We start from the raw sequence: 19,523 nt of genomic DNA, 5'->3' as shown, positions 1-19,523 counted from the left end.
ACCATTCCGCCAAAGCTCAATTGACGTTCTGCGCCTCTGACACGGCGTCCTCTGGCGCACCCCGATCGGTCCAGTCCGGCGGCAAGCCGATCCGTTCTCCGACGAGGCCGGCCAATCCCGGCGCTCGGCCGAATGTCTCGCAGATCGCTTCCTTGGGCGCGCCACCGAGCGAGGCGCTCAATCTGTCGGCGGACGGTGGCGCTGGGACCTTCCCGAACGGACTCTCCGCGGTCACCAAAAACCTCCCGAAATCGCTTCCGAAAGCGTCGGCAAGATCATAGGCGTCGCCATCGCTCGATACACGCGGAGAGCTGGTGAAGGAATTCGCCCCGCGCGCCCAGATCATGGCCGCCTGTTGGTTGCCGCTGCGATCGCGGGCCTCGGCCTCGACGGACAGGCTCCCAAGTCCAATTGGAAGCCGCGGCACCGGAATGGGCACGCCGGGAGCAACGATGGACGGCACAACGCTCGCGACCTTGGAGACGCCCGCTGCCGTCGCATCGGTCGGCGCAATGTGTGTGATGATCGCGCGAACATTCAAGTCCGCAGCCTCCGTGGTGGCCACGATCCGGAAGCGCTCGCTCAGCGCAAGACACATCGATCTGTTGACCGCATTCTTGATCAGCGTGCGCTGCTGCTGCGAGAACGGCCGGCTCACCGCGGCTGCCGTGAAGGCGGTCGGCTCGATGCGAGCCGTCTTCGCTGCGAGAACATCGGCCTTGCTGATCCGGAGCTGCGACTTCGTCAGCAGACCATCGGACGGCGTAAGATTGTCGTATGAGGCGAGCGACCCGGCGCGTTCGAGCGGGGCGGCCGCGCAACCGGCCGCCATCAAGCTCAAGACTGCTACCGCGGGCCATCTCATGGCGAGGAAACGAGATCGGTCGCTCCCTGGGCCATGCGCCGGGAATGCGCGGCGGGCAGGGGAGAAGGTGCGGCCCCCGGCGCCGACGCCAGCAACGGCTGCCAAGTGACATTCCAGCGCGCCAGCGTTGCCCCGTTGCCTTCGAAAACCAGGTCGAGAAAGGCCAGAGTGAGCTCGGCGGTCGCGAGCTTGACTTTGGGGTTGAGAGCGGGACCACCCGTGAAGGCGCGATCGGTGAAGACGCTGTGCGAACCACCTTCGAACACGGCGAGCAGCTTTCGCGGTGTGGCGATGGCATTGAAGACCTTCAACCGGTCGGCAGCGGGCGAGTAGTATCCGGGAATCTGAATGACGTCGTTCGTCGCCGTCACGTGAAGGGTTGGAACGGTGATCCTGCTCAGCACCGAGGCAAGATCGGACTCGCCATAGAATGGAGGGGCCGAGATGACGATGGCGGCTCCAAAGCGCGGGTCCCGGGCCTCCACCCATCTCCCTTCGCGCATCACGCGGGCGCCAACGGCAACAAGAGCAGTGTTCGCTCCATATGAATGCCCCGCCGCTACGACGCGCTGGCGATCGACGTGGGCGCCATAGGGACTCGACAGCATGCGATCCAGGGCGAAGCGCAGGTCCAAGGCTCGCGCCAGCGCCTCGCTCTCATGGGCGGCTCGCTGCAAGCGGTCCACGACGGCGAGGGGATTGCCCGCCCAGAGCGACGAATCGCTGCCCGCATGCTGGACATGCAAGCTGGCAATGCCGCGGGCCGACCAATATCGCCCCAGATAGCTGTAGCCGCGGCGAGAGCCACCGAGGCCGTGGGAGAACACGATGAGCGGCACACGCGATCCCGGCGCGGCATCCGTCGGCCAGTGCAGGCGCGCCGGAACGGGCCGCGAACGCGCGGGATCGGCCCAGTCGAAATCGATGAAAGCGGGCGGAGCGGACTGCGCTTGCGCTGAATGTGCGGTGAGCGCCGCTGTAACCGCGGCTGCGAGCAGCATGGTGCCGAGGCGCCGTCGCGTCATATTTTCAGGAGCGATTGCTTCGCCGGCGCTGCGCGCAGATCGAACATGCCGAGAGGGAGTGTCGCCGCCCGACCGGTTCACCATGAATGCACCTTGCTCAAAGTCTCACCGAGTGTAAGTTTCAATTGCACTTAGTGTAATTTTGCAAACTGGTCGATTTCATGGCAGAAACGGGCGATGAAAAATTCGCCCCGAAAGGAGGAAGGCCTGCGCGAACGGAAGCGGCGCGAAACGCAGCATCGTATCGCCGAGCAAGGCCTGAAATTGTTCCTGACCAAGGGCTACGACGCCACCACGCTGGACGCGATCGCGGAGGCGGCGGGGATCTCGCGGCGGACGTTCTTCTACTACTTCAAGTCCAAAGAAGAGATCCTCCTGGCCTGGCAGGACGGCGGGTTCAGCGAGACGCTGCGTGCCGCCGTGCTGGAGCAAACGACCAGGCAGTCGCCTCTCGATGCCGTGAAGAGCGCCTTGCTGGACCTGACGGCCCGCTTTCAGGTCGACTACAAGCAGACCAAGGTGATCGAACGCCTGATGTCTGCGAACGAGGCGCTTCGCATCCGGCAGCAGGCGAAATACGTCGAGAAGGAAGAAGCCGTATTCGAGGCGCTGCGCCAGATGTGGGCGCAGCCCCATCGCCAGGCTGCGCTGCGCGTGGTCGCTATGATGTCGGTTGGAGCGCTGCGCCTGGCGATCGACAATTGGAATCGCGACCAGGGCAAGCGACCTCTGGCCACCCACGTGAAGGAGGCTTTTGCGTGCCTGGACAAGGAAATCGGAGGAGGGGCGTCGCGCAAGGCTGCCGGTCGATCCGGCGAGTGAGCTAGTGCCGGGCCGGGTGGCGGGATCCCACCTTGGTCCATGCGGGGCCTCGTGCTCGAACCGGAAGCCGCCTTACGCCGACAGATGCTCTCCAGGATTGATTCTCCATCGAGAGATGCACGGCAGGAAGCGGAAACATTTGCAATGGACAATAAATGGGTCGAACTCGCGGTGGCGTGGCTGCCGTTCGTGCTTCTGATCGGGTTCTGGTTCTGGTTCTCGCGACGAAACGGCATGCAGGCGCGCGGATCGTCCGGTGCGACCTTGATCGAGCTTTACGAGCAGCAGGTGGCCGAGACCCGGCGGATGAACGGCTTGCTGGAGCGGATCGTGGTCTCGATGGAGAAGCACGATCCGCCCCGCGGCAGCTAAGCCTGCATGGGATTTCTGGCACCGATCAGGGCCGGCGCGATGTCACTGATCTGCTCGAACACATGGTCGGGCCGAAGCGCTTGCAGCGCCGCGGGTGCCGCATAACCCCAGCACACTGCACCGCAAGCGATCCCGACGGCCCGCGCGGCGTCGATGTCACGAACCTCGTCGCCGATCGAAATCACCCGGGCAGGCGCGACGCCGGCGCGGCGGATGACCCTGCGGAATTTCGCGGGCTTGCCGAACAACGAAGCCGCGCAGTCGAAATGTGAAAACAGCGCCGCGGCGTCTCCGAGCTTCTCGCGCGCGTTGGCTTCGCTGTCGGAGGTCACGAGCGCCATCTGCACGCCGTTGTCGGCGAGCATCCGCAGCATCGCCTCGACGCCCGCAAACAGCGAAATCTCGCCAGCTGCCTCCGCCTTCAGCCGCCGCGCATGCCGCGCAATCGCCGGCAGCTTCCACAAGGGCACCTCGAGCCGGGAAAGGATTTCGCGGCTCGAGGCATGCCGCAGCTCCTCGATGTCCTCTTGCGCGACGCGGCGAAAATTGAAGTGATCGGCGACGTCGTTGATGGTGCGCAGGAACCACGGGAAGCTGTCGGCGAGGGTGCCGTCGAGGTCGAAGATGGCGAGGGAGTAGGGCGGGTTGGCCTTGTTCATTCCGTCCTATGCGCGCCGATGGCTCGCCCCATTTCGCTACCTACTCCGCCGCCTCGCTCGCCGCGCGCCGCCGCTTCGGCTTTCGCGCCTTCTCCAGCACAGGGGCCAGGAATTTGCCCGTATAGCTGCGCGGCGCCTTCGCGATGTCCTCGGGCGGGCCCCACGCCACGATCTCGCCGCCGCCGTCGCCGCCTTCGGGGCCGAGGTCGATGACCCAGTCGGCGGTCTTGATGACTTCGAGATTGTGCTCGATGACGACGACGGTGTTGCCTTGCGCCACCAACTCGTGCAGCACCTCCAGGAGCTTCTTGACGTCGTGGAAGTGCAGGCCGGTGGTGGGCTCGTCCAGGATGTAGAGAGTGCGGCCGGTGGCGCGCTTGGACAGCTCCTTGGCGAGCTTGACGCGCTGGGCTTCGCCGCCCGAGAGCGTCGTCGCCTGCTGGCCGACATGGATGTAGTCGAGGCCGACACGGTGCAGCGTGTTGAAGGTCTCGCGCACGCGCGGCACCGCCTTGAAGAACTCGGCGGCTTCCTCGACCGTCATGTCGAGCACGTCGGCGATGCTCTTGCCCTTGAATAGCACCTCCAGCGTCTCGCGGTTGTAGCGCTTGCCCTTGCAGACGTCGCAGGTGACGTAGACGTCGGGCAGGAAGTGCATCTCGATCTTGATGACGCCGTCGCCCTGGCACGCCTCGCAGCGGCCGCCCTTGACGTTGAAGGAGAAGCGACCCGGCTCGTAGCCGCGCGCTTTCGCCTCCGGCAGGCCGGCGAACCATTCGCGGATCGGCGTGAACGCGCCGGTATAGGTCGCCGGATTCGAGCGCGGGGTGCGGCCGATCGGCGACTGGTCGATGTCGATGATCTTGTCGATGTGCTCGAGGCCTTCGATGCGATCGTGCGGCGCGGCGCCTTCGCTGGCGTTGTTGAGCTTGCGGGCGATGGCGCGATAGAGCGTGTCGATCAGCAGCGTCGACTTGCCGCCGCCGGAGACGCCGGTGACGCAGGTGAACAGGCCGAGCGGGATCTCGGCGGTGACGTTCTTGAGGTTATTGCCACGCGCGTTCACCACCTTGATGGTGCGGCGATGGTTCGGCGGGCGCCGCTCCGGCACCTCGACCTCGAGTTCGCCGGTGAGATACTTGCCAGTCAGCGATTTCGGGTTGCGCATGATCTCGGCGGGCGTGCCTTCGGCGACGATGTTGCCGCCATGCATGCCGGCGCCGGGGCCGATGTCGAGCACGTAGTCGGCGAGGCGGATGGCGTCCTCGTCATGCTCGACCACGACCACGGTGTTGCCGAGGTCGCGCAGCCGCTTCAGCGTATCGAGCAGGCGCGCGTTGTCGCGCTGATGCAGGCCGATCGAAGGCTCGTCCAGGACGTAGAGCACGCCCGTCAGACCCGAGCCGATCTGCGAGGCCAGGCGGATGCGCTGGCTCTCGCCGCCCGACAGCGTGCCGGAGGAGCGGGACAGCGTGAGATAGTTGAGGCCGACGTCGAGCAGGAAGGTGAGGCGCTCGCGGATCTCTTTCAGAATGCGGCCGGCGATCTCGTTCTGCTGCTTGTTCAGCGTATCAGGCACGCCTTCGAACCACTCGCCGGCCTTCTTGACCGACAGCTCCGAGATTTCGCCGATATGCTTGCCCCCGATCTTGACGCAAAGTGCCTCCGGCTTGAGCCGGAAGCCCTTGCAGCCTTCGCAGGGTACGTCGTGGAAATATTTCGCCAGCTCCTCGCGGGCCCACTCGCTCTCGGTCTCGCGATAGCGGCGGTTGATGTTGGTGATGACACCCTCGAACGGCTTCTTGGTGTCGTAGGAGCGAACGCCGTCTTCGTAGGAGAACTTTATCTCGTCCTCGCCGGAGCCGTAGAGAAGTGCGTCTCTCGTCTTCTTCGGCAGATCCTTCCACTTGGTGTCGAGCGTGAACTTGTAATGCTTGCCGAGCGCGGTCAGCGTCTGCACGTAATAGGGTGATGACGATTTGGCCCAGGGCGCGATCGCGCCCTTGCGCAGCGTCAGATCCTTCTCGGGAATGACGAGGTCCTCGTCGACATGCTGCTCGACACCGAGGCCGCCACAGGCCGGACAGGCGCCATAGGGATTGTTGAACGAGAACAGGCGCGGCTCGATCTCGGGGATGGTGAAGCCCGAGACCGGGCAAGCGAATTTCTCCGAGAACAGGATGCGCTCGGGGCCGCTCTTGTCGTGGATCTTCGCCGTCTTCTTTTTCTCTTCCGCGGGCGCGGTCGCGGGTGCATCGGCGAACTCGATGACGGCTAGGCCTTCGGCGAGCTTCAGCGCGGTCTCAAAGCTTTCCGCGAGGCGCTGACCGATATCTGCGCGCACGACGATGCGGTCCACCACGACGTCGATGTCGTGCGGGAATTTCTTGTCGAGCGCCGGCGCCTCGCTAAGCTCATGGAAGGTGCCGTCGATCTTGACGCGCTGAAACCCCTTCTTGAGCCATTCGGCGAGTTCCTTGCGGTACTCGCCCTTGCGGCCGCGCACGACCGGAGCGAGCAGATAGAGGCGGGTGCCTTCCGGCAGCGCCAGTACGCGGTCGACCATCTGCGAGACAGTCTGGCTCTCGATCGGCAGGCCCGTGGCCGGCGAATAGGGTATGCCGACGCGCGCCCAGAGCAGGCGCATGTAATCGTAGATCTCGGTGACGGTACCGACGGTGGAGCGTGGGTTCTTCGAGGTGGTCTTCTGTTCGATCGAGATCGCCGGCGACAGGCCGTCGATCTGGTCGACGTCCGGCTTCTGCATCATCTCCAGGAACTGGCGGGCATAGGCCGACAGCGATTCGACGTAACGGCGCTGGCCCTCGGCGTAGATGGTGTCGAAGGCGAGGGAGGATTTACCGGAGCCCGACAGGCCCGTGAACACCACGAGCTTGTCGCGGGGAATCTCTACGTCGATATTCTTGAGGTTGTGCTCGCGCGCGCCGCGGATCGTAATTGCGCGCAGGCTGGAGCCCGCGTTCTGTTGTTGGCGCTTCGCCTTGATCACTTCGTCCATCCCGCTGGTCCTCAAGGAAGCCCAAAGACGCGCAATCGCGCCAAGGGAAAGGCGCGCTTCGCCCGGAACCGGATCGGCGCCGATGGGTATGTCAGCGAACGTAGGAAGAACGACAGAGGATTTCCAGTGCGACTTGCGAATCGTCAACGGATTGTTGGCGCGCTGGCGGCATCTGGCAGCAGGGACTTTCGGAGCTCTAACGGGCAAAACAAAAAAGGCCGGCGCAAGGCCGGCCTTTCGTGACGATGTGACGTCGGTCGTGATCAGTACTTCGCGACGACCGGGCCGCCGAAGTGATAGTTCACGCCGACCTGCACGGTGTGAAGGTTGAGCGTGCCGCTGGGAACGGGACCCGAGAAGTAGGTCTCGCCGCCGAGGCTGCGATAGAGGTACTCGCCCTTGACCGACCACTGCGGAGCAAAGAACGCCTCGACACCCGCGCCAACGGTCCAGCCGGAGTGAAACTTGCTGTCGGAAATCGAGGCAGCGCCCAGGGTGGCGGTGACCTTGTTGTCGATCCAGGCGTAACCGCCGGTGCCGTACAGCAGCACGTTGTTGACGGCCCAGCCGATGCGACCGCGCACGGTGCCCATCGCGTCGGTCCTCGAGGACACCGAAGCGGGGACGCCGCCGACGCCGGCGACGAAAACGGTGCCAGCCGCCGAGGCGCTGACGTCTGCCCAGGCGCCATCGGCCTCGAGGCCGAACACGACGTTGCCGGCCTGCCAGTTGTAGCCAGCGGTGCCGCCGACGAAGCCGCCCTGCATCTTCGGGTCGCCCGAAGAGGCTTCCCAGGCGCCGCCGCCGACGATACCGAGATAGAAGCCCGTCCAGTTGTAGACGGCAGCGGCCGGAACCATCGGAGCCTTGGTATAGGGGCGAGCCGCGAGATCAGCAGCCGAAGCAGGAGCTGCCAGGGCGAACAAGCAGGCCGAAGCCAACAAAACCTTTTTCATTTTCAACTTAATCCCAGTACCAGTTTCTGTTGTTGCCTTCCGTGACCGGAAGGGAGCGGACTCAACGGCCCAACTGGCGCTGCATTACACCATCAAAGCTGCAAGTTGTGTCTCCGAAAAGCCACAACGTCACAAAAGGTGATGGTTACTGACCCATTACCCCGAGCGAGCTGCATCCAAACGACAAAGGCCGGCGCGAGGCCGGCCTTCGATCGTCACGCGCGATTCGCGCTATCAGTACCTCGGAGCGGGCGCGCCCCAGTTGAAGTGATAGTTCACGCCAGCCTTGACCGTGTGAACGGTGTCGGTCCACTCGGAGCGGTTCGCGGCAACAGCCGGAGCGGTGTACTGCAGCGTGCTTGTGCCGAAATCGATGTAGTTGTACTCGACCTTGGCGGACCAGTTCGGGGCGAACATGTATTCCGCGCCGGCGCCGACGGTCCAGCCCCAACGCCAGTCATTCCGCACGACACTGCCGACGAGAGGAACATCATAGCGATGCTGCAGGTCGCCAACGGCGGCACCGCCACTGACAAAGAACAGAGCGGGACCGGTCGAATAGCCGAGACGGCCCTTGATATCGCCGAAGCTGCGGATCTTCGTGAAGTAGGTGTCGCCTAGGCCGGCATTGATTTCCGCCGAACGGCCGCTGATATCAGACCAGTGATAGTCGCCCTCGATGCCGAAAACGACCGGGCCCGACTGCCAATTATAGCCGAACACGCCACCGACGAAACCGCCGCTGATGTCGTAGTTCTGAGTTCCTGCGAAGCCCGGGCCGTTCGGAAGGAGGAAGAACGTCTCGTCGCTGTCGCCCCAGCCGCCACCGCCCTGAATACCAGCATAGAAACCGGTCCAGGTGTAGATCGGCGCGGGCGCAGCCACCGGCGCTTTCGTGTACGGACGAGCGGCGAGATCCGCCGCGTTTGCCGGAGCAGAGAGGCCCAGCGCAGCGGCCCCAAATGCAATTACTAAGGTCTTTCTCATTTCCTAAAGCCCTCCAAAGTTGTCCGCTTCTTGCGAGATCCCCGAAGCGGTTAAGCGCGATGCCCATAACGTCCAAGTCCGAGTCAACCGTAGCGCGATTTGGTGATCGAGTCCGTCTCCGAAATGCAACAGTCCCTCACGATCGTGAGCCAGCTAAGTAGATGATGTTCATTAAGTTTCGTGCTGTCACGGGAACCGCAAAAAGTTCCATCGGGTTCCCCGCCCGCCTCAAATTTTTCGGCAGAGTTCCATTCCAGGTTGTTCCATCGATTTTCTGGAACAAATCTAGAACAGGCGAGGAATTGGTGCTATATGTGGGGATAACCTGCGGTGCGACGGGCCGATCCGGGGCCGCGAGCGTATAGGGTCGCCTCAACGAGGCGCAGAGGAACGCGGGCAGCGGGACTCGCCCTATTGAAATTCAGTGGCATTCGGAGTGGAGAGCGGCGATGGCGGGAAGCGTCAACAAGGTCATTCTGGTTGGAAATCTCGGCAAGGATCCTGAAATCCGCCGGACCCAGGACGGGCGGCCGATCGCAAATCTGAGCATCGCCACCTCGGAGACGTGGCGTGACAAGAACACCGGCGAGCGCAAGGAGAAGACCGAGTGGCATCGCGTCGTGATCTTCAATGAAGGGCTTTGCAAGGTCGCCGAGCAGTATCTGAAGAAGGGCGCGAAGGTCTACATCGAGGGCGCGCTGCAGACCCGCAAGTGGACCGACCAGAGTGGCGTGGAGAAGTATTCTACCGAAGTCGTGCTCCAGGGCTTCAACTCGACCCTGACAATGCTCGACGGCCGCGGCGGAGGAGGGGGCGGCAGCTTCGGCGATGAGCCCGGCGGCGATTTCGGCTCCTCCGGTCCCGTCAGCAGTGCGCCGCGCCGGCCGGTTGCAGCCGGCGGCGGTCGCAACAGCGACATGGACGATGATATCCCGTTCTGAGAACGCGGACCGCACAGCCAAGGCGCACCGTCTGGTCGGCTGCTTAGCGTGTCGTGGCAGCAATTCGTGTTGATCGGCGGCGGGCTCGGGTTTTCCGGGCCCGCTTCATGTTTGAAGCGAGCTTGAGTTGCGTCCGGCAAGCAGGCTGACGGTTCGTCGCGCCATTGAGCAGGGGAGGCGATTCCGGGCCTCTCGGGAGCGGGGTTCGTAAGGGCCTAAGTTGTTGGAAAAATAGGCGGAAAAATCGCTTGCAGGGACATGCGCGAGGGTGGTTATCACAGGCCCGATGCGCTATATGATTCCCAGATAAACCTCACCGGATTTCCCCTTGGCTGACGACGACGACAAGCCCGGCGACCAGCCGGCGCAACCCTCGGATATTCGCCCCGTCTCCATCTTCGAGGAGATGAAGAAGTCCTATCTCGACTACGCCATGAGCGTGATCGTGGCGCGGGCGCTGCCCGATGCGCGCGACGGTCTGAAGCCGGTGCACCGCCGCATCCTGTACTCGATGAACGAGCAGGGGCACACACCCGACAAGAAGTACGTCAAGTCCGCCCGCGTGGTCGGCGACGTCATCGGTAAGTACCACCCGCACGGCGACCAGTCGATCTACGACGCCATGGTCCGCATGGCGCAGGACTTCTCGATGCGGGTGCCGCTGATCGACGGCCAGGGCAATTTCGGCTCGGTCGACGGCGATCCGGCGGCCGCCTATCGTTACACCGAAGCACGCCTGACGAAGGCGGCGCTGGCTCTGCTGGCCGACATCGACAAGGATACCGTCGACTTCCAGCCGAACTACGACAACAACGAGACCGAGCCGTCGGTCTTGCCGGCCAAGTTCCCGAACCTTCTGGTAAACGGCGCGGGCGGCATCGCGGTCGGCATGGCGACCAATATCCCGCCGCACAACCTCGGCGAGGTCATCGACGCCTGCGTCGCTCTGATCGACAACCCTACGCTCACCATTGACGAACTCATCAACATCGTGCCGGGACCTGACTTCCCGACCGGCGGCGTCATTCTCGGCCGCGCGGGCATCCGCGCCGCCTATCACCTCGGTCGCGGCTCGGTCGTCATGCGCGGCAAGGTCGCGATCGAGACCATCCGCAAGGAGCGCGAGGCGCTCATCATCACCGAGATTCCGTACCAGGTGAACAAGGCGACGATGGTCGAGCGCATCGCCGAGCTGGTGAAAGAAAAGAAGATCGAGGGCATCGGCGACCTGCGCGATGAATCCGACCGCGACGGCTACCGCGTCGTCGTCGAGTTGAAGCGCGACGCCGTGCCGGATGTGGTGCTGAACCAGCTGTACCGATTCACGCCGCTGCAGACGAGCTTCGGCGTCAACATGGTGGCGCTCGACAGCGGCCGTCCGCGGATCATGCATCTGAAGGACCTGCTGACGATCTTCGTAGACTTCCGTGAGCGAGTCGTCACGCGGCGCACCAAGTACCTGCTCGCCAAGGCGCGCGATCGGGCGCATATCCTGGTCGGTCTCGCGATCGCGGTCGCCAATATCGACGAGATGATCCGCGTCATCCGGAGCTCGCCCGACCCGACCGCCGCCCGCGACACTCTGATGTCGCGCGACTGGCCGGCCCGAGACGTCGAGGACATGCTGACGCTGATCGACGATCCGCGCCACCGCATCAGCGCGGACGGCACGATCCGCCTGTCGATGGAGCAGGCGAGGGCCATTCTCGACCTGCGCCTGCAGCGTCTCACCGCGCTCGGCCGTGATGAAATCCGGGAGGAGCTCGACAAGCTCGCCGGAGAGATCGCCGATTATCTCGACATCCTTCGGTCGCGCGAACGCGTGCTGGGCATCATCAAGACCGAGCTCGCCGAGGTGAAGGCGGAGTTCGCCACGCCGCGCCGCACCGTGATCATGGAGCAGGAAGGCGAGGTCGAGGACGAGGACCTGATCCAGCGCGAGGACATGGTCGTCACCGTGTCGCACGCCGGCTACGTCAAGCGCGTGCCGCTGTCGGCCTACCGGGCACAGCGTCGCGGCGGCAAGGGCCGCTCCGGCATGCAGACCCGCGACGAGGATTTCGTGTCGCGCCTGTTCGTGGCCTCCACGCATACGCCGGTGCTGTTCTTCTCCTCACGTGGGCAGGTCTACAAGGAAAAGGTCTGGCGCCTGCCGATGGCGGCACCGAACGCGCGCGGCAAGGCGCTGATCAACATCCTCCCGCTCGAGCAGGGCGAACGGATCACCACCATCATGCCCTTGCCCGAGGACGAATCGACCTGGGCTCAGCTCGACGTGATGTTCGCCACGACAGGCGGCAACGTCAGGCGCAACAAGCTGTCCGATTTCGTCGACGTCCGCCGCTCCGGCATCATCGCGATGAAGCTCGACGACAACGAGGCGATCGTCGACGTGCAGATCTGTACCGAGCGCGACGACGTGCTGCTGACGGCGGCCGGCGGCCAGTGCATCCGCTTCCCCGTTACCGACGTGCGCGTGTTCACCGGGCGCACCTCGATGGGCGTGCGCGGCATCGCGCTCGGCGAGGGCGACAAGGTGATTTCGCTGGCGATCCTCCGTCATGTCGAGACCACGTCGGATGAGCGCTCGGCGTACCTGAAGATGCGACGTGCGGTGGCGGGCGAGGCTGCGGTGGAAGAGGCTCCGGCCGATGCCGAGGCCGAGGAGACCTCAGGCAGCTTCCAGCTGTCGCAGGAGCGTTATGCCGAGATGTCGGCGCAGGAGCAGGTCGTGCTGACGGTTTCCGTCAACGGCTATGGCAAGCGGACCTCGTCCTACGAGTACCGCACCACGGGCCGCGGCGGCAAAGGCATCGTTGCCATGAGCGTCAACAATCGCAACGGCAACCTGGTTGCGTCCTTCCCCGTGGAAGAGGCCGATCAGATCATGCTAGTTACGGACAAGGGGCAACTGATCCGCTGCCCGGTCGAAGGCATCCGCATCGCCGGCCGCTCGACCCAAGGTGTCATCGTGTTTGACACCGCCGAGGACGAGCACGTGGTGTCGGTTGAGCACATCACCGAAGAGGCGGAGAGCAACGGCGCGAACGGGGAGTAGCGTTCGCCCGCAGCTCGGATTGCGCTCCGCTCAAGCCGGGCTAAGCACCGCTCAGCGGATGCGGCGTGGTCAGACCCGGCTACGGGGTGCGATCCGCGGTGACGAGACGGGCTTCGCGGATGTTGGCCTTGGTGCCGGCGCGACGCAGGCACGAGGCCTCGAAGTTCGGCCATGCCTGATGCGAGCAGTCCCTGCCAATGGCGCGGACATCGAGCCGGTCGCCCTTGGCCAGCGGCTGCGGCACGCTGGCTTCGACCTTCGGGGCAAAGCCGGGCAGGAGGGTGAGAGCCGCGGCGACACACGCAGACAGAGCGATCGCTGAAAGAGTCTTGAGCATTGACGGTCCCCTGTGATGCGGCCGCTCACGCCCGGTGTGCGGCCCGTCATTCGTTGGCTGGATTAGTAACCATGGCCAGTTTCCGGACGTCTTCGCCGATGCGGGAAATGGTTTCGTTTCTGCGCCGTTTTGTTTCGTGGCTACCCCGAGGACGAAACAATCCGGCCGATCCGACCAGGGTTTGCCGACTATCCGACAGGGAACCCGGCCGGCTTGCCGGGGCGGCCCGGGCGCGGTAGGACGGATGCCATGTCGCGCATCGCCTTTTACCCAGGTTCCTTCGACCCCATCACCAACGGCCATCTGGACGTGGTCCGTCACAGTGTGCCGCTGTGCGACAAGCTCGTTGTCGCGATCGGGGTCCACCCCGGCAAGAAGCCGCTGTTCTCGACCGAGGAGCGGCTGAAGATGCTTCATGACGTCTGTGGGCCAGTGGCGGCCCAGGCCGGCTGCGTGCTCGAAGCCGTCACATTTGACGATCTGTCGGTCACCGCGGCGCGCAAGCATGGCGCAACCATCATGATCCGTGGCCTGCGCGACGGCACCGACCTGGATTACGAGATGCAGCTCGCCGGCATGAACGAGGCGATGGCGCCCGAGGTGCACACTGTCTTCCTGCCCGCTTCTCCCGCGGTTCGCCCGATCACCGCCACTTTGGTGCGCCAGATCGCTGGTATGGGCGGAGACGTCTCGGCCTTCGTCCCGCCGCTGGTTGCTGCACAGCTCAAGGCCAAATTCGCCTGATGTGGCGCTATTCCTGTTGTCTCTGATCCGGAGTTATCATGATCCGAATTCTCGCAGTCCTTGCCGCGCTTGTATTCGCGGTGCCGGCGGTGGCGCAGCAATTGCCGGCAAGTCTCGACAAGGCCAATGCCATCGTCATCGACAGCACCAAGGGCCGCATCGTCATCAAGCTCAGGACCGACATCGCCCCTCAGCACGCCGAACGCATCAAGCAGCTCGCGCGCGAGGGCTTCTACAACAACGTTCCGTTTCACCGCGTCATGGACGGCTTCATGGCGCAGACGGGTGATGGTCAGAACGGCAACGGCACCGGCGGCTCGAAATACCCGAACCTGAAGCAGGAATTCTCCAAGGTTCATTTCGCCCGCGGCATCGTCGGAATGGCGCGGCGCGGGGATAGCGTCGACAGCGCCAATTCGCAGTTCTTCATCATGTTCGCCGACGGCGGCAGCCTCGATGGCCAGTACACGGTCATCGGTGAGGTCGTGCAGGGCATGGACGTCGTTGACAAGCTGAAGAAGGCACCTCCCGGCTCACCCGGCGGCAGCGTCACCGATCCAGACAAGATGGTGAAGGTGCAGGTCGCATCCGACATCAAGTAGGCGCAGGCCGTGGCGCGCCGCCGCGGCAGGCTCATGCTGGTTGCCGCGATGCTGCTGCTTGGCATCCCCCGTCCGGCCGCCGGGGACGCGCAGGTCAACACCATCCAGGACATCTTCCGGCATCTGCGCACCTGCTGGAGACCGCCGTCGCCCGCCAGGGCGCGCCCACTCGACATCACCGTCGTCGTGAGCTTTAACCGCTCCGGAAACATTCTGGGCCATCCGAGGATTACCTATGAATCTGCGGAGGCTTCCGACAATGACCGGCTGCAATACCGGATCGCGGTGATGGAGGCGTTGCAACGCTGCACGCCGGTGCCATTTACCGATGCAATGGCCGGCGCCGCAGCGGGGCGTCCATTCGCCATCCAGTTCCGCAGCCGCAAGACGTCGCCCGACAAGACTTCACCCCAAACGCAAGAGAGACGAGCATGAGCGTCACCGAAAACACCCTGATCCTCGAGACCACGCAGGGCCCCGTCACGATCGAGATGCGGCCTGATCTGGCCCCCGGCCATGTCGCGCGCATCAAGGAGCTGGTCCGCGAGGGCTTTTACGACGGCATCGTCTTCCATCGCGTGATCGAGGGCTTCATGGCGCAGACGGGCTGTCCGCACGGTACCGGCACCGGCGGCTCCGGCAAGAAGCTCAAGGCTGAGTTCAACAAGGAGCCGCATGTGCGCGGTACCGCCTCGATGGCCCGCGCTGCAAACCCGGATTCCGCCGACAGCCAGTTCTTCATCTGCTTCGACGACGCCCGCTTCCTCGACAACCAGTACACGGTCTGGGGCAAGGTCACCGAGGGCATGGAGAACGTCGACAAGATCAAGCGCGGCGAGCCGGTGATGAATCCGGACAAGATCGTCAAGGCGCGGATGGCCGCGGACAAGGAATAGTCATCCGTCATTCCGGGGCGATGCGCAGCATCGAACCCGGAATCTCGCGCCACAATCTCGGGATTGCCGGATCGCCGCGCCTGGGGCGCCGGCGGTCCGGATGACTGTGGTATTGAGACATGCGCACCGATCTCTTCGATTTCGATCTGCCCGCCGAGCGCATCGCGTTGCGCCCGGCGAGCCCGCGCGATTCCGCACGGATGCTGGTCGTGGAGAACGGCGCGTTGCACGACCAGGCGATCGCCGACCTGCCGCAATGGCTGAAGCCGGGCGACCAGCTCGTCGTCAACGACACCAAGGTGATCGCGGCGCAGCTCAAGGGCCGCCGTATCGGCCGCGAGACCGAGCCCAAGATCGAGGCGACGCTGATCAAGCGCCTCGACGGCTCGCGCTGGCAGGCCCTGGTCAAGCCGGCGAAGAAGCTCACAGCCGGCGATCGCATCCGCTTCGGCAACGAGGGCAAGGTCTGCCTGCTGGGCCATCTCGACGCCGAGGTTGAAGCCAAGGGCAGCGAAGGCGAGGTGACGCTGTCCTTCTCGTTCCACGGGCCGGCGCTGGATCAAGCCGTCGCCGATCTCGGCAGCCCGCCGCTGCCGCCCTACATCGCCTCCAAGCGCACACCCGACGATCAGGATCTCGCCGACTACCAGACCATGTTCGCGGCCAACGAAGGCGCGGTGGCCGCGCCGACCGCGGGGCTGCATTTCACGCCGGCATTGGAGGAGGCGTTGTGCGCGCGCGGCGTCGGCATCAATCGCGTCACGCTGCATGTCGGGGCAGGGACGTTCCTGCCGGTCAAGGTGGACGACACCGAAGGGCATAAGATGCACGCCGAGTGGGGCACGATCTCGGCCGAAACGGCGGAGCGGCTCAACGCCGCGAAAAAGAATGGCAACCGCATCATCGCCGTCGGCACCACGTCATTGCGGCTGCTCGAGAGCGCAGCGCGCGAGGACGGAACGATCCAGCCATTCGCGGCGGAGACCTCGATCTTCATCACCCCCGGCTATCGCTTCCGTGCGGTCGACGTCCTCATGACGAATTTCCATCTGCCGAAGTCGACGCTGTTCATGCTGGTGTCGGCATTCTCAGGGCTGGCGACGATGAAGGGCGCGTATGCGCACGCCATCACGACCGGGTATCGGTTTTATTCGTATGGGGATGCGTGCTTGTTGTTTCGGGCAGCGCCGTAGGGTGGGGTTGGCCGTAGGGCGTAACCCACCCCTGTCAGTCTTCGCGGAAGCAGAAGAGGTGGTGCGCCAGCGGACTACGCTTCGCGTAGCCGCGGCCATTCACCCACCCGCCTTCCGTTATGCCATCACCCGCTGCGGCAGCAGCTCCGCGATCTGCACCGCGTTCAGCGCCGCGCCCTTGAGCAGCTGGTCCGCCGCCACGAACATCGAAATCGAGTGCCCCGAGGGATCGCTGAGATCCTTGCGGATGCGGCCGACCAGGACGTCGTCTTGGCCCGAGGCGTCGATCGGCATCGGGAAGTAGTTCTTGGCGCGGTCGTCGACCACCTTCACGCCGGGCGCCCGGGCCATCATGGTGCGGACCTGGTCCTCGCTGATCGGCTTCTCGCATTCGAAGGTGATGGCTTCGCAATGGGCGCGCAGTACGGGCACGCGCACGCAGGTGACGCCGATCGCGATCTTGTCGTCCTCGAAGATCTTGCGGGTTTCCTTGATGACCTTGGTCTCTTCGTCGTTGTAGCCGGTCTCGGGATCGACGGCCGTGTTGTGGCTGAAGAGGTTGAAGGCGTAGGGGTGCGGCATCACCTTGGGCGTATAGACCTGCCCGTTGAGATTGGCCCGGGTGGATTCGACCAGCTCGTCCATCGCGGCGGCCCCGGCGCCGCTCGCGGCCTGGTAGGTCGAGATGATCACGCGCTTGATGCGGTTCTTCTGGTGGATCGGCCACAGCGGCACCAGTGCGGTGATCGCGGCGCAGTTCGGGTTGGCGATGATGCCCTTGTGGTCGCGGATGCGGCGCGCGTTGATCTCGGGGATCACCAGCGGCACGTTCGGATCCATGCGGAATGCGGAGGAGTTATCGACGACGACGGCGCCAGCCTTGACCGCTACGGGCGCGAACTTCCTGGAGATGCTGCCGCCGGCCGAGAACAGGGCGACGTCGACGCCCTCGAACGAGCGCTCGGTCAATTCCTCGATGACGATCTCCTGCCCGCGGAACGATACCGCCTTGCCGGTGGAGCGTGCGCTGGCGAGCGCCTTGAGCTTGCCGACGCGGAAGCCGCGCTTGTCCATGGTGGCGATGAATTCGGCGCCCACTGCACCAGTGACGCCGACAATCGCGACGACGGGATCGTTACTCACTTTGTCCTCCATTGCTTTGAAATCAAGACAACAAAAAAGCCCCGGACCATCGAGGGCGGGGCTTCGGCAGAGCTGATGCGTTCTAGTCGACGACTACGCGCGCACGCCTCCCCGGGCCCCTGAGGCCGTGGTGGTTTTGGTCGTGCGTTTGGTAGTCGTGAACATGGCGCAGACTTATGCGGGAGAGTCTTGCGGGCGTCAATGGCCATTCGGCCCCATCGATGTCCCCGGGCGGACAGCCGCTGCTATCTGGCCCGTGCGCCAGGCGGCTCCAGAATGACCTCCTTGAGGTCGTCGCCGCTGATCACGACGATCGCAAAACTGAGCCGGCCGCGCTCGCGCACCAGCCCACCGCTGATCGCCTTGCCGGAGGCCGCGCGCTCGGCGACACGGACGGCATCGGCGAGGCGGTGCCTGATCGCGCCCAGCGCTGCGAGGTTGCTACGGTCCTCGCGGTCGAGCTCCGTGAGGGGGAGGGCGGCTTCCCCGCCGACCAGCTCGCCGGTCGACGCACTGATGGTGTGGCGCCAGATGCGGTCGTTGTGCACGGTCTTCACCCGATACACCGGCACGCCGGCGGCACCGTCGAAACTCACATCCGCTGTCGTGGCGCCGGCGTGCCGGCCTTCGGCAATCGCCATGGCCTGGCTGATCGAGATCGGTACACTGCGGAAGCGCTCGATCTCGCGGCTGATGGCCAGACGGTCGGCATCCGCGTTGCCAACCGTCTCGCCGTGCAGGGCGATTGGGGTGCCTCCGGCGGAGACGATCGCCTGCGCCGGCGCTGCGACGAGCAGCGCTGCGAGGGCGGTGGCGGAAAGCGTCCAGGGGTGTGCTGTCGTCATACTCGAAACCCTCGGCCAGCGAGTGTGCCGGATGATCGTAAAGAATTCGCGGCCGGCCTCGGGCAAAGGCCGGCCGCGGAGCGCCGCGGCGGGCCTTACCTGCCGTGGCGACCGAAAGCGATACGGACCTCTTTGGGGCTGTGAAAAAGCGATCCGCACCAACTTGTAACTAAACAATACCGTATCGTTTTATTTCGGTCAACGGTGGCGCGACCGTTCCCCATGGAAACCTCAAGAGCTCACGAGATCGTCAGCGCGAGGAACGGCGCCTCGTTGGGACCCGCGTCGAGTCCTGGACCCGGTCGGCAGGTCCCAGCGCGCCGGCCAGGAACAGCTTGATCGCCGCGCGCATGCGCTTTTCGGCTGTCTTCAGCTCCAGCGCCGTTCCGAACGTCGCCATGCGGTGAGTGTGACCGACGACGACGTCGAGAAATACCTCCGCGGCGATGGTGGTATCTTCGACGTCGAGCGCACCTTGAGCCACCAGATGATCGAAGAAACGCGCCGTGGTCGCGACCGCCTTGAGCCAGCCTTCCTCCTTGCCGAGCTTGGCGACATCGGGGAAGTTTATGGCTTGCGCCGTCATCATGCGGCTGAAGGCGACGGCATCGGGACCACAGGTGAAGGTCAGCATCTCGCGGCCGATCTCGACCAGCCGCTGCTCGACCGAGATGTCCGAGGCGCTGCTGAGCTGCGTCTCTGCTGCGGCCGAGAGCGGTGCGAGCCAGCGCGCGATCTCGCGTCTCAATACTGCCGCGAACAGCCCGCGCTTGTCGCCATAGCGCGAATAGACCGTGGGCTTGCTCACCCGAGCGGCTTCCGCAACGGCGTCAAGCGAAGTTGCATCGAAGCCGCGATCCAGGAACAGGCGGGTGGCGACCTCGATCAGCCGCTGGTCTCGCTCGATCGCAGCTGACTTCGTCGGCCGGCCGCCGCGGGATTTCGGCATCTCGCGCCGTGGTGCTGCCGGTTTCGTCCTGGTCGCAGTCAATCCCATGCCCAATGATTCCTGCGCATTGCTCTCGTCAATCGCTCTATATCGTGCAGGGGCGGGTGCGT

19 protein-coding genes are annotated in these 19,523 nt (G+C 64.4%); 9 read left to right on the top strand and 10 right to left on the bottom strand.

What is annotated here, in order from left to right; translation table 11 throughout:
* Positions 1 to 16: 16 nt before the first annotated feature.
* Positions 17 to 832, bottom strand: coding sequence for a DUF3313 domain-containing protein (locus K408_RS0132675; protein ID WP_245265957.1), 816 nt, complete (start codon positions 830 to 832; stop codon positions 17 to 19).
* 29 nt (positions 833 to 861) lie between these two features.
* A complete protein-coding gene (locus K408_RS39415) occupies positions 862 to 1,890 on the bottom strand; it encodes an alpha/beta hydrolase family protein (RefSeq protein ID WP_024342718.1) in 1,029 nt (342 codons plus the stop codon).
* A 177-nt stretch (positions 1,891 to 2,067) separates the two neighbouring features.
* Here K408_RS39415 and K408_RS0132665 point away from each other — a divergent pair, with 177 nt between their 5' ends.
* Together K408_RS0132665 and K408_RS0132660 are read left to right on the top strand one after the other, a co-directional pair.
* Positions 2,068 to 2,712 (top strand): TetR/AcrR family transcriptional regulator, encoded by a 645-nt coding sequence (locus tag K408_RS0132665; protein WP_024342719.1) that lies wholly within the window; start codon positions 2,068 to 2,070, stop codon positions 2,710 to 2,712.
* Between the two features lie 144 nt (positions 2,713 to 2,856).
* Positions 2,857 to 3,084 carry a hypothetical protein gene (locus tag K408_RS0132660; RefSeq protein ID WP_024342720.1) on the top strand — a complete coding sequence of 76 codons (228 nt, stop codon included), beginning with the start codon at positions 2,857 to 2,859 and terminating at the stop codon, positions 3,082 to 3,084.
* Here the strand turns inward: K408_RS0132660 and K408_RS0132655 are convergent.
* The 4 genes from K408_RS0132655 to K408_RS0132640 form a co-directional block, all read right to left on the bottom strand.
* Positions 3,081 to 3,743, bottom strand: coding sequence for an HAD-IA family hydrolase (locus K408_RS0132655; RefSeq protein WP_024342721.1), 663 nt, complete (start codon positions 3,741 to 3,743; stop codon positions 3,081 to 3,083). The two genes, K408_RS0132660 and K408_RS0132655, sit on opposite strands and share 4 nt — an antisense overlap.
* Before the next feature lie 40 nt (positions 3,744 to 3,783).
* Positions 3,784 to 6,762 (bottom strand): excinuclease ABC subunit UvrA, encoded by a 2,979-nt coding sequence (gene uvrA / locus K408_RS0132650; protein ID WP_024342722.1) that lies wholly within the window; start codon positions 6,760 to 6,762, stop codon positions 3,784 to 3,786.
* 263 nt (positions 6,763 to 7,025) lie between these two features.
* On the bottom strand, positions 7,026 to 7,718 hold the full coding sequence (locus tag K408_RS0132645) for an outer membrane protein (RefSeq protein ID WP_024342723.1): 693 nt from the start codon (positions 7,716 to 7,718) through the stop codon (positions 7,026 to 7,028).
* 234 nt (positions 7,719 to 7,952) lie between these two features.
* Positions 7,953 to 8,705: an outer membrane protein gene (locus tag K408_RS0132640; RefSeq protein ID WP_024342724.1), complete on the bottom strand. Its 753-nt coding sequence runs from the start codon at positions 8,703 to 8,705 to the stop codon at positions 7,953 to 7,955.
* A gap of 449 nt (positions 8,706 to 9,154) precedes the next feature.
* Between K408_RS0132640 and K408_RS0132635 the strand changes: the two genes are divergently transcribed.
* Positions 9,155 to 9,646 carry a single-stranded DNA-binding protein gene (locus K408_RS0132635; RefSeq protein ID WP_024342725.1) on the top strand — a complete coding sequence of 164 codons (492 nt, stop codon included), beginning with the start codon at positions 9,155 to 9,157 and terminating at the stop codon, positions 9,644 to 9,646.
* Between the two features lie 328 nt (positions 9,647 to 9,974).
* On the top strand, positions 9,975 to 12,704 hold the full coding sequence (gene gyrA, locus K408_RS0132630; protein WP_024342726.1) for a DNA gyrase subunit A: 2,730 nt from the start codon (positions 9,975 to 9,977) through the stop codon (positions 12,702 to 12,704).
* A gap of 79 nt (positions 12,705 to 12,783) precedes the next feature.
* Here the strand turns inward: gyrA and K408_RS0132625 are convergent, their stop codons facing one another.
* On the bottom strand, positions 12,784 to 13,041 hold the full coding sequence (locus K408_RS0132625) for a hypothetical protein (RefSeq protein WP_024342727.1): 258 nt from the start codon (positions 13,039 to 13,041) through the stop codon (positions 12,784 to 12,786).
* 249 nt (positions 13,042 to 13,290) lie between these two features.
* Here K408_RS0132625 and coaD point away from each other — a divergent pair, with 249 nt between their 5' ends.
* The 5 genes from coaD to queA all read left to right on the top strand — a co-directional run bounded on the left by coaD (position 13,291) and on the right by queA (position 16,476).
* On the top strand, positions 13,291 to 13,785 hold the full coding sequence (coaD, locus tag K408_RS0132620) for a pantetheine-phosphate adenylyltransferase (RefSeq protein ID WP_024342728.1): 495 nt from the start codon (positions 13,291 to 13,293) through the stop codon (positions 13,783 to 13,785).
* A gap of 38 nt (positions 13,786 to 13,823) precedes the next feature.
* The gene (locus K408_RS0132615; RefSeq protein ID WP_024342729.1) at positions 13,824 to 14,387 is read left to right on the top strand and encodes a peptidylprolyl isomerase; all 564 of its coding nucleotides are present in this window, start codon (positions 13,824 to 13,826) and stop codon (positions 14,385 to 14,387) included.
* A 9-nt stretch (positions 14,388 to 14,396) separates the two neighbouring features.
* Entirely contained in the window at positions 14,397 to 14,822 is a 426-nt protein-coding gene (locus K408_RS0132610) for a UCP034077 family protein (RefSeq protein WP_024342730.1), read from the top strand.
* Complete coding sequence (locus K408_RS0132605) at positions 14,819 to 15,283, top strand: peptidylprolyl isomerase (RefSeq protein WP_024342731.1); 465 nt, start codon at positions 14,819 to 14,821, stop codon at positions 15,281 to 15,283. Before K408_RS0132610 ends, K408_RS0132605 begins: the two co-directional genes overlap by 4 nt.
* 119 nt (positions 15,284 to 15,402) lie before the next feature.
* On the top strand, positions 15,403 to 16,476 hold the full coding sequence (gene queA, locus K408_RS0132600) for a tRNA preQ1(34) S-adenosylmethionine ribosyltransferase-isomerase QueA (protein ID WP_024342732.1): 1,074 nt from the start codon (positions 15,403 to 15,405) through the stop codon (positions 16,474 to 16,476).
* Between the two features lie 117 nt (positions 16,477 to 16,593).
* Here the strand turns inward: queA and K408_RS0132595 are convergent, their stop codons facing one another.
* From K408_RS0132595 to K408_RS0132585, 3 genes are all read right to left on the bottom strand, one after another.
* Complete coding sequence (locus tag K408_RS0132595) at positions 16,594 to 17,631, bottom strand: aspartate-semialdehyde dehydrogenase (protein ID WP_024342733.1); 1,038 nt, start codon at positions 17,629 to 17,631, stop codon at positions 16,594 to 16,596.
* Positions 17,632 to 17,864: 233 nt separating this feature from the next.
* A complete protein-coding gene (locus K408_RS0132590; RefSeq protein WP_024342734.1) occupies positions 17,865 to 18,464 on the bottom strand; it encodes a PepSY domain-containing protein in 600 nt (199 codons plus the stop codon).
* A gap of 250 nt (positions 18,465 to 18,714) precedes the next feature.
* Positions 18,715 to 19,461, bottom strand: a complete 747-nt coding sequence (locus K408_RS0132585) for a TetR/AcrR family transcriptional regulator (protein ID WP_024342735.1) — start codon at positions 19,459 to 19,461, stop codon at positions 18,715 to 18,717.
* Positions 19,462 to 19,523: the final 62 nt, after the last annotated feature.

Source organism: Bradyrhizobium sp. in8p8 (genome assembly GCF_000426845.1).
Taxonomy (GTDB): Bacteria; Pseudomonadota; Alphaproteobacteria; order Rhizobiales; family Xanthobacteraceae; genus Bradyrhizobium; species Bradyrhizobium japonicum_C.
This window is presented reverse-complemented; position numbering and strand designations above follow the sequence as displayed.

What these genes read in the sequence shown, in the direction of transcription:
- K408_RS0132605 (WP_024342731.1), top strand. Translation starts at nt 14,819, where the DNA reads ATGAGCGTCACCGAAAACACCCTGATCCTCGAGACCACGCAGGGCCCC.
- K408_RS0132640 (WP_024342724.1), bottom strand. Translation starts at nt 8,705, where the DNA reads ATGAGAAAGACCTTAGTAATTGCATTTGGGGCCGCTGCGCTGGGCCTC.
- K408_RS0132615 (WP_024342729.1), top strand. Translation starts at nt 13,824, where the DNA reads ATGATCCGAATTCTCGCAGTCCTTGCCGCGCTTGTATTCGCGGTGCCG.
- coaD (WP_024342728.1), top strand. Translation starts at nt 13,291, where the DNA reads ATGTCGCGCATCGCCTTTTACCCAGGTTCCTTCGACCCCATCACCAAC.
- K408_RS0132635 (WP_024342725.1), top strand. Translation starts at nt 9,155, where the DNA reads ATGGCGGGAAGCGTCAACAAGGTCATTCTGGTTGGAAATCTCGGCAAG.
- K408_RS0132625 (WP_024342727.1), bottom strand. Translation starts at nt 13,041, where the DNA reads ATGCTCAAGACTCTTTCAGCGATCGCTCTGTCTGCGTGTGTCGCCGCG.
- K408_RS0132665 (WP_024342719.1), top strand. Translation starts at nt 2,068, where the DNA reads ATGAAAAATTCGCCCCGAAAGGAGGAAGGCCTGCGCGAACGGAAGCGG.
- K408_RS0132645 (WP_024342723.1), bottom strand. Translation starts at nt 7,718, where the DNA reads ATGAAAAAGGTTTTGTTGGCTTCGGCCTGCTTGTTCGCCCTGGCAGCT.
- K408_RS0132585 (WP_024342735.1), bottom strand. Translation starts at nt 19,461, where the DNA reads ATGGGATTGACTGCGACCAGGACGAAACCGGCAGCACCACGGCGCGAG.
- queA (WP_024342732.1), top strand. Translation starts at nt 15,403, where the DNA reads ATGCGCACCGATCTCTTCGATTTCGATCTGCCCGCCGAGCGCATCGCG.
- K408_RS0132590 (WP_024342734.1), bottom strand. Translation starts at nt 18,464, where the DNA reads ATGACGACAGCACACCCCTGGACGCTTTCCGCCACCGCCCTCGCAGCG.
- K408_RS0132660 (WP_024342720.1), top strand. Translation starts at nt 2,857, where the DNA reads ATGGACAATAAATGGGTCGAACTCGCGGTGGCGTGGCTGCCGTTCGTG.
- K408_RS39415 (WP_024342718.1), bottom strand. Translation starts at nt 1,890, where the DNA reads ATGACGCGACGGCGCCTCGGCACCATGCTGCTCGCAGCCGCGGTTACA.
- K408_RS0132595 (WP_024342733.1), bottom strand. Translation starts at nt 17,631, where the DNA reads ATGGAGGACAAAGTGAGTAACGATCCCGTCGTCGCGATTGTCGGCGTC.
- K408_RS0132655 (WP_024342721.1), bottom strand. Translation starts at nt 3,743, where the DNA reads ATGAACAAGGCCAACCCGCCCTACTCCCTCGCCATCTTCGACCTCGAC.
- uvrA (WP_024342722.1), bottom strand. Translation starts at nt 6,762, where the DNA reads ATGGACGAAGTGATCAAGGCGAAGCGCCAACAACAGAACGCGGGCTCC.
- K408_RS0132675 (WP_245265957.1), bottom strand. Translation starts at nt 832, where the DNA reads ATGGCGGCCGGTTGCGCGGCCGCCCCGCTCGAACGCGCCGGGTCGCTC.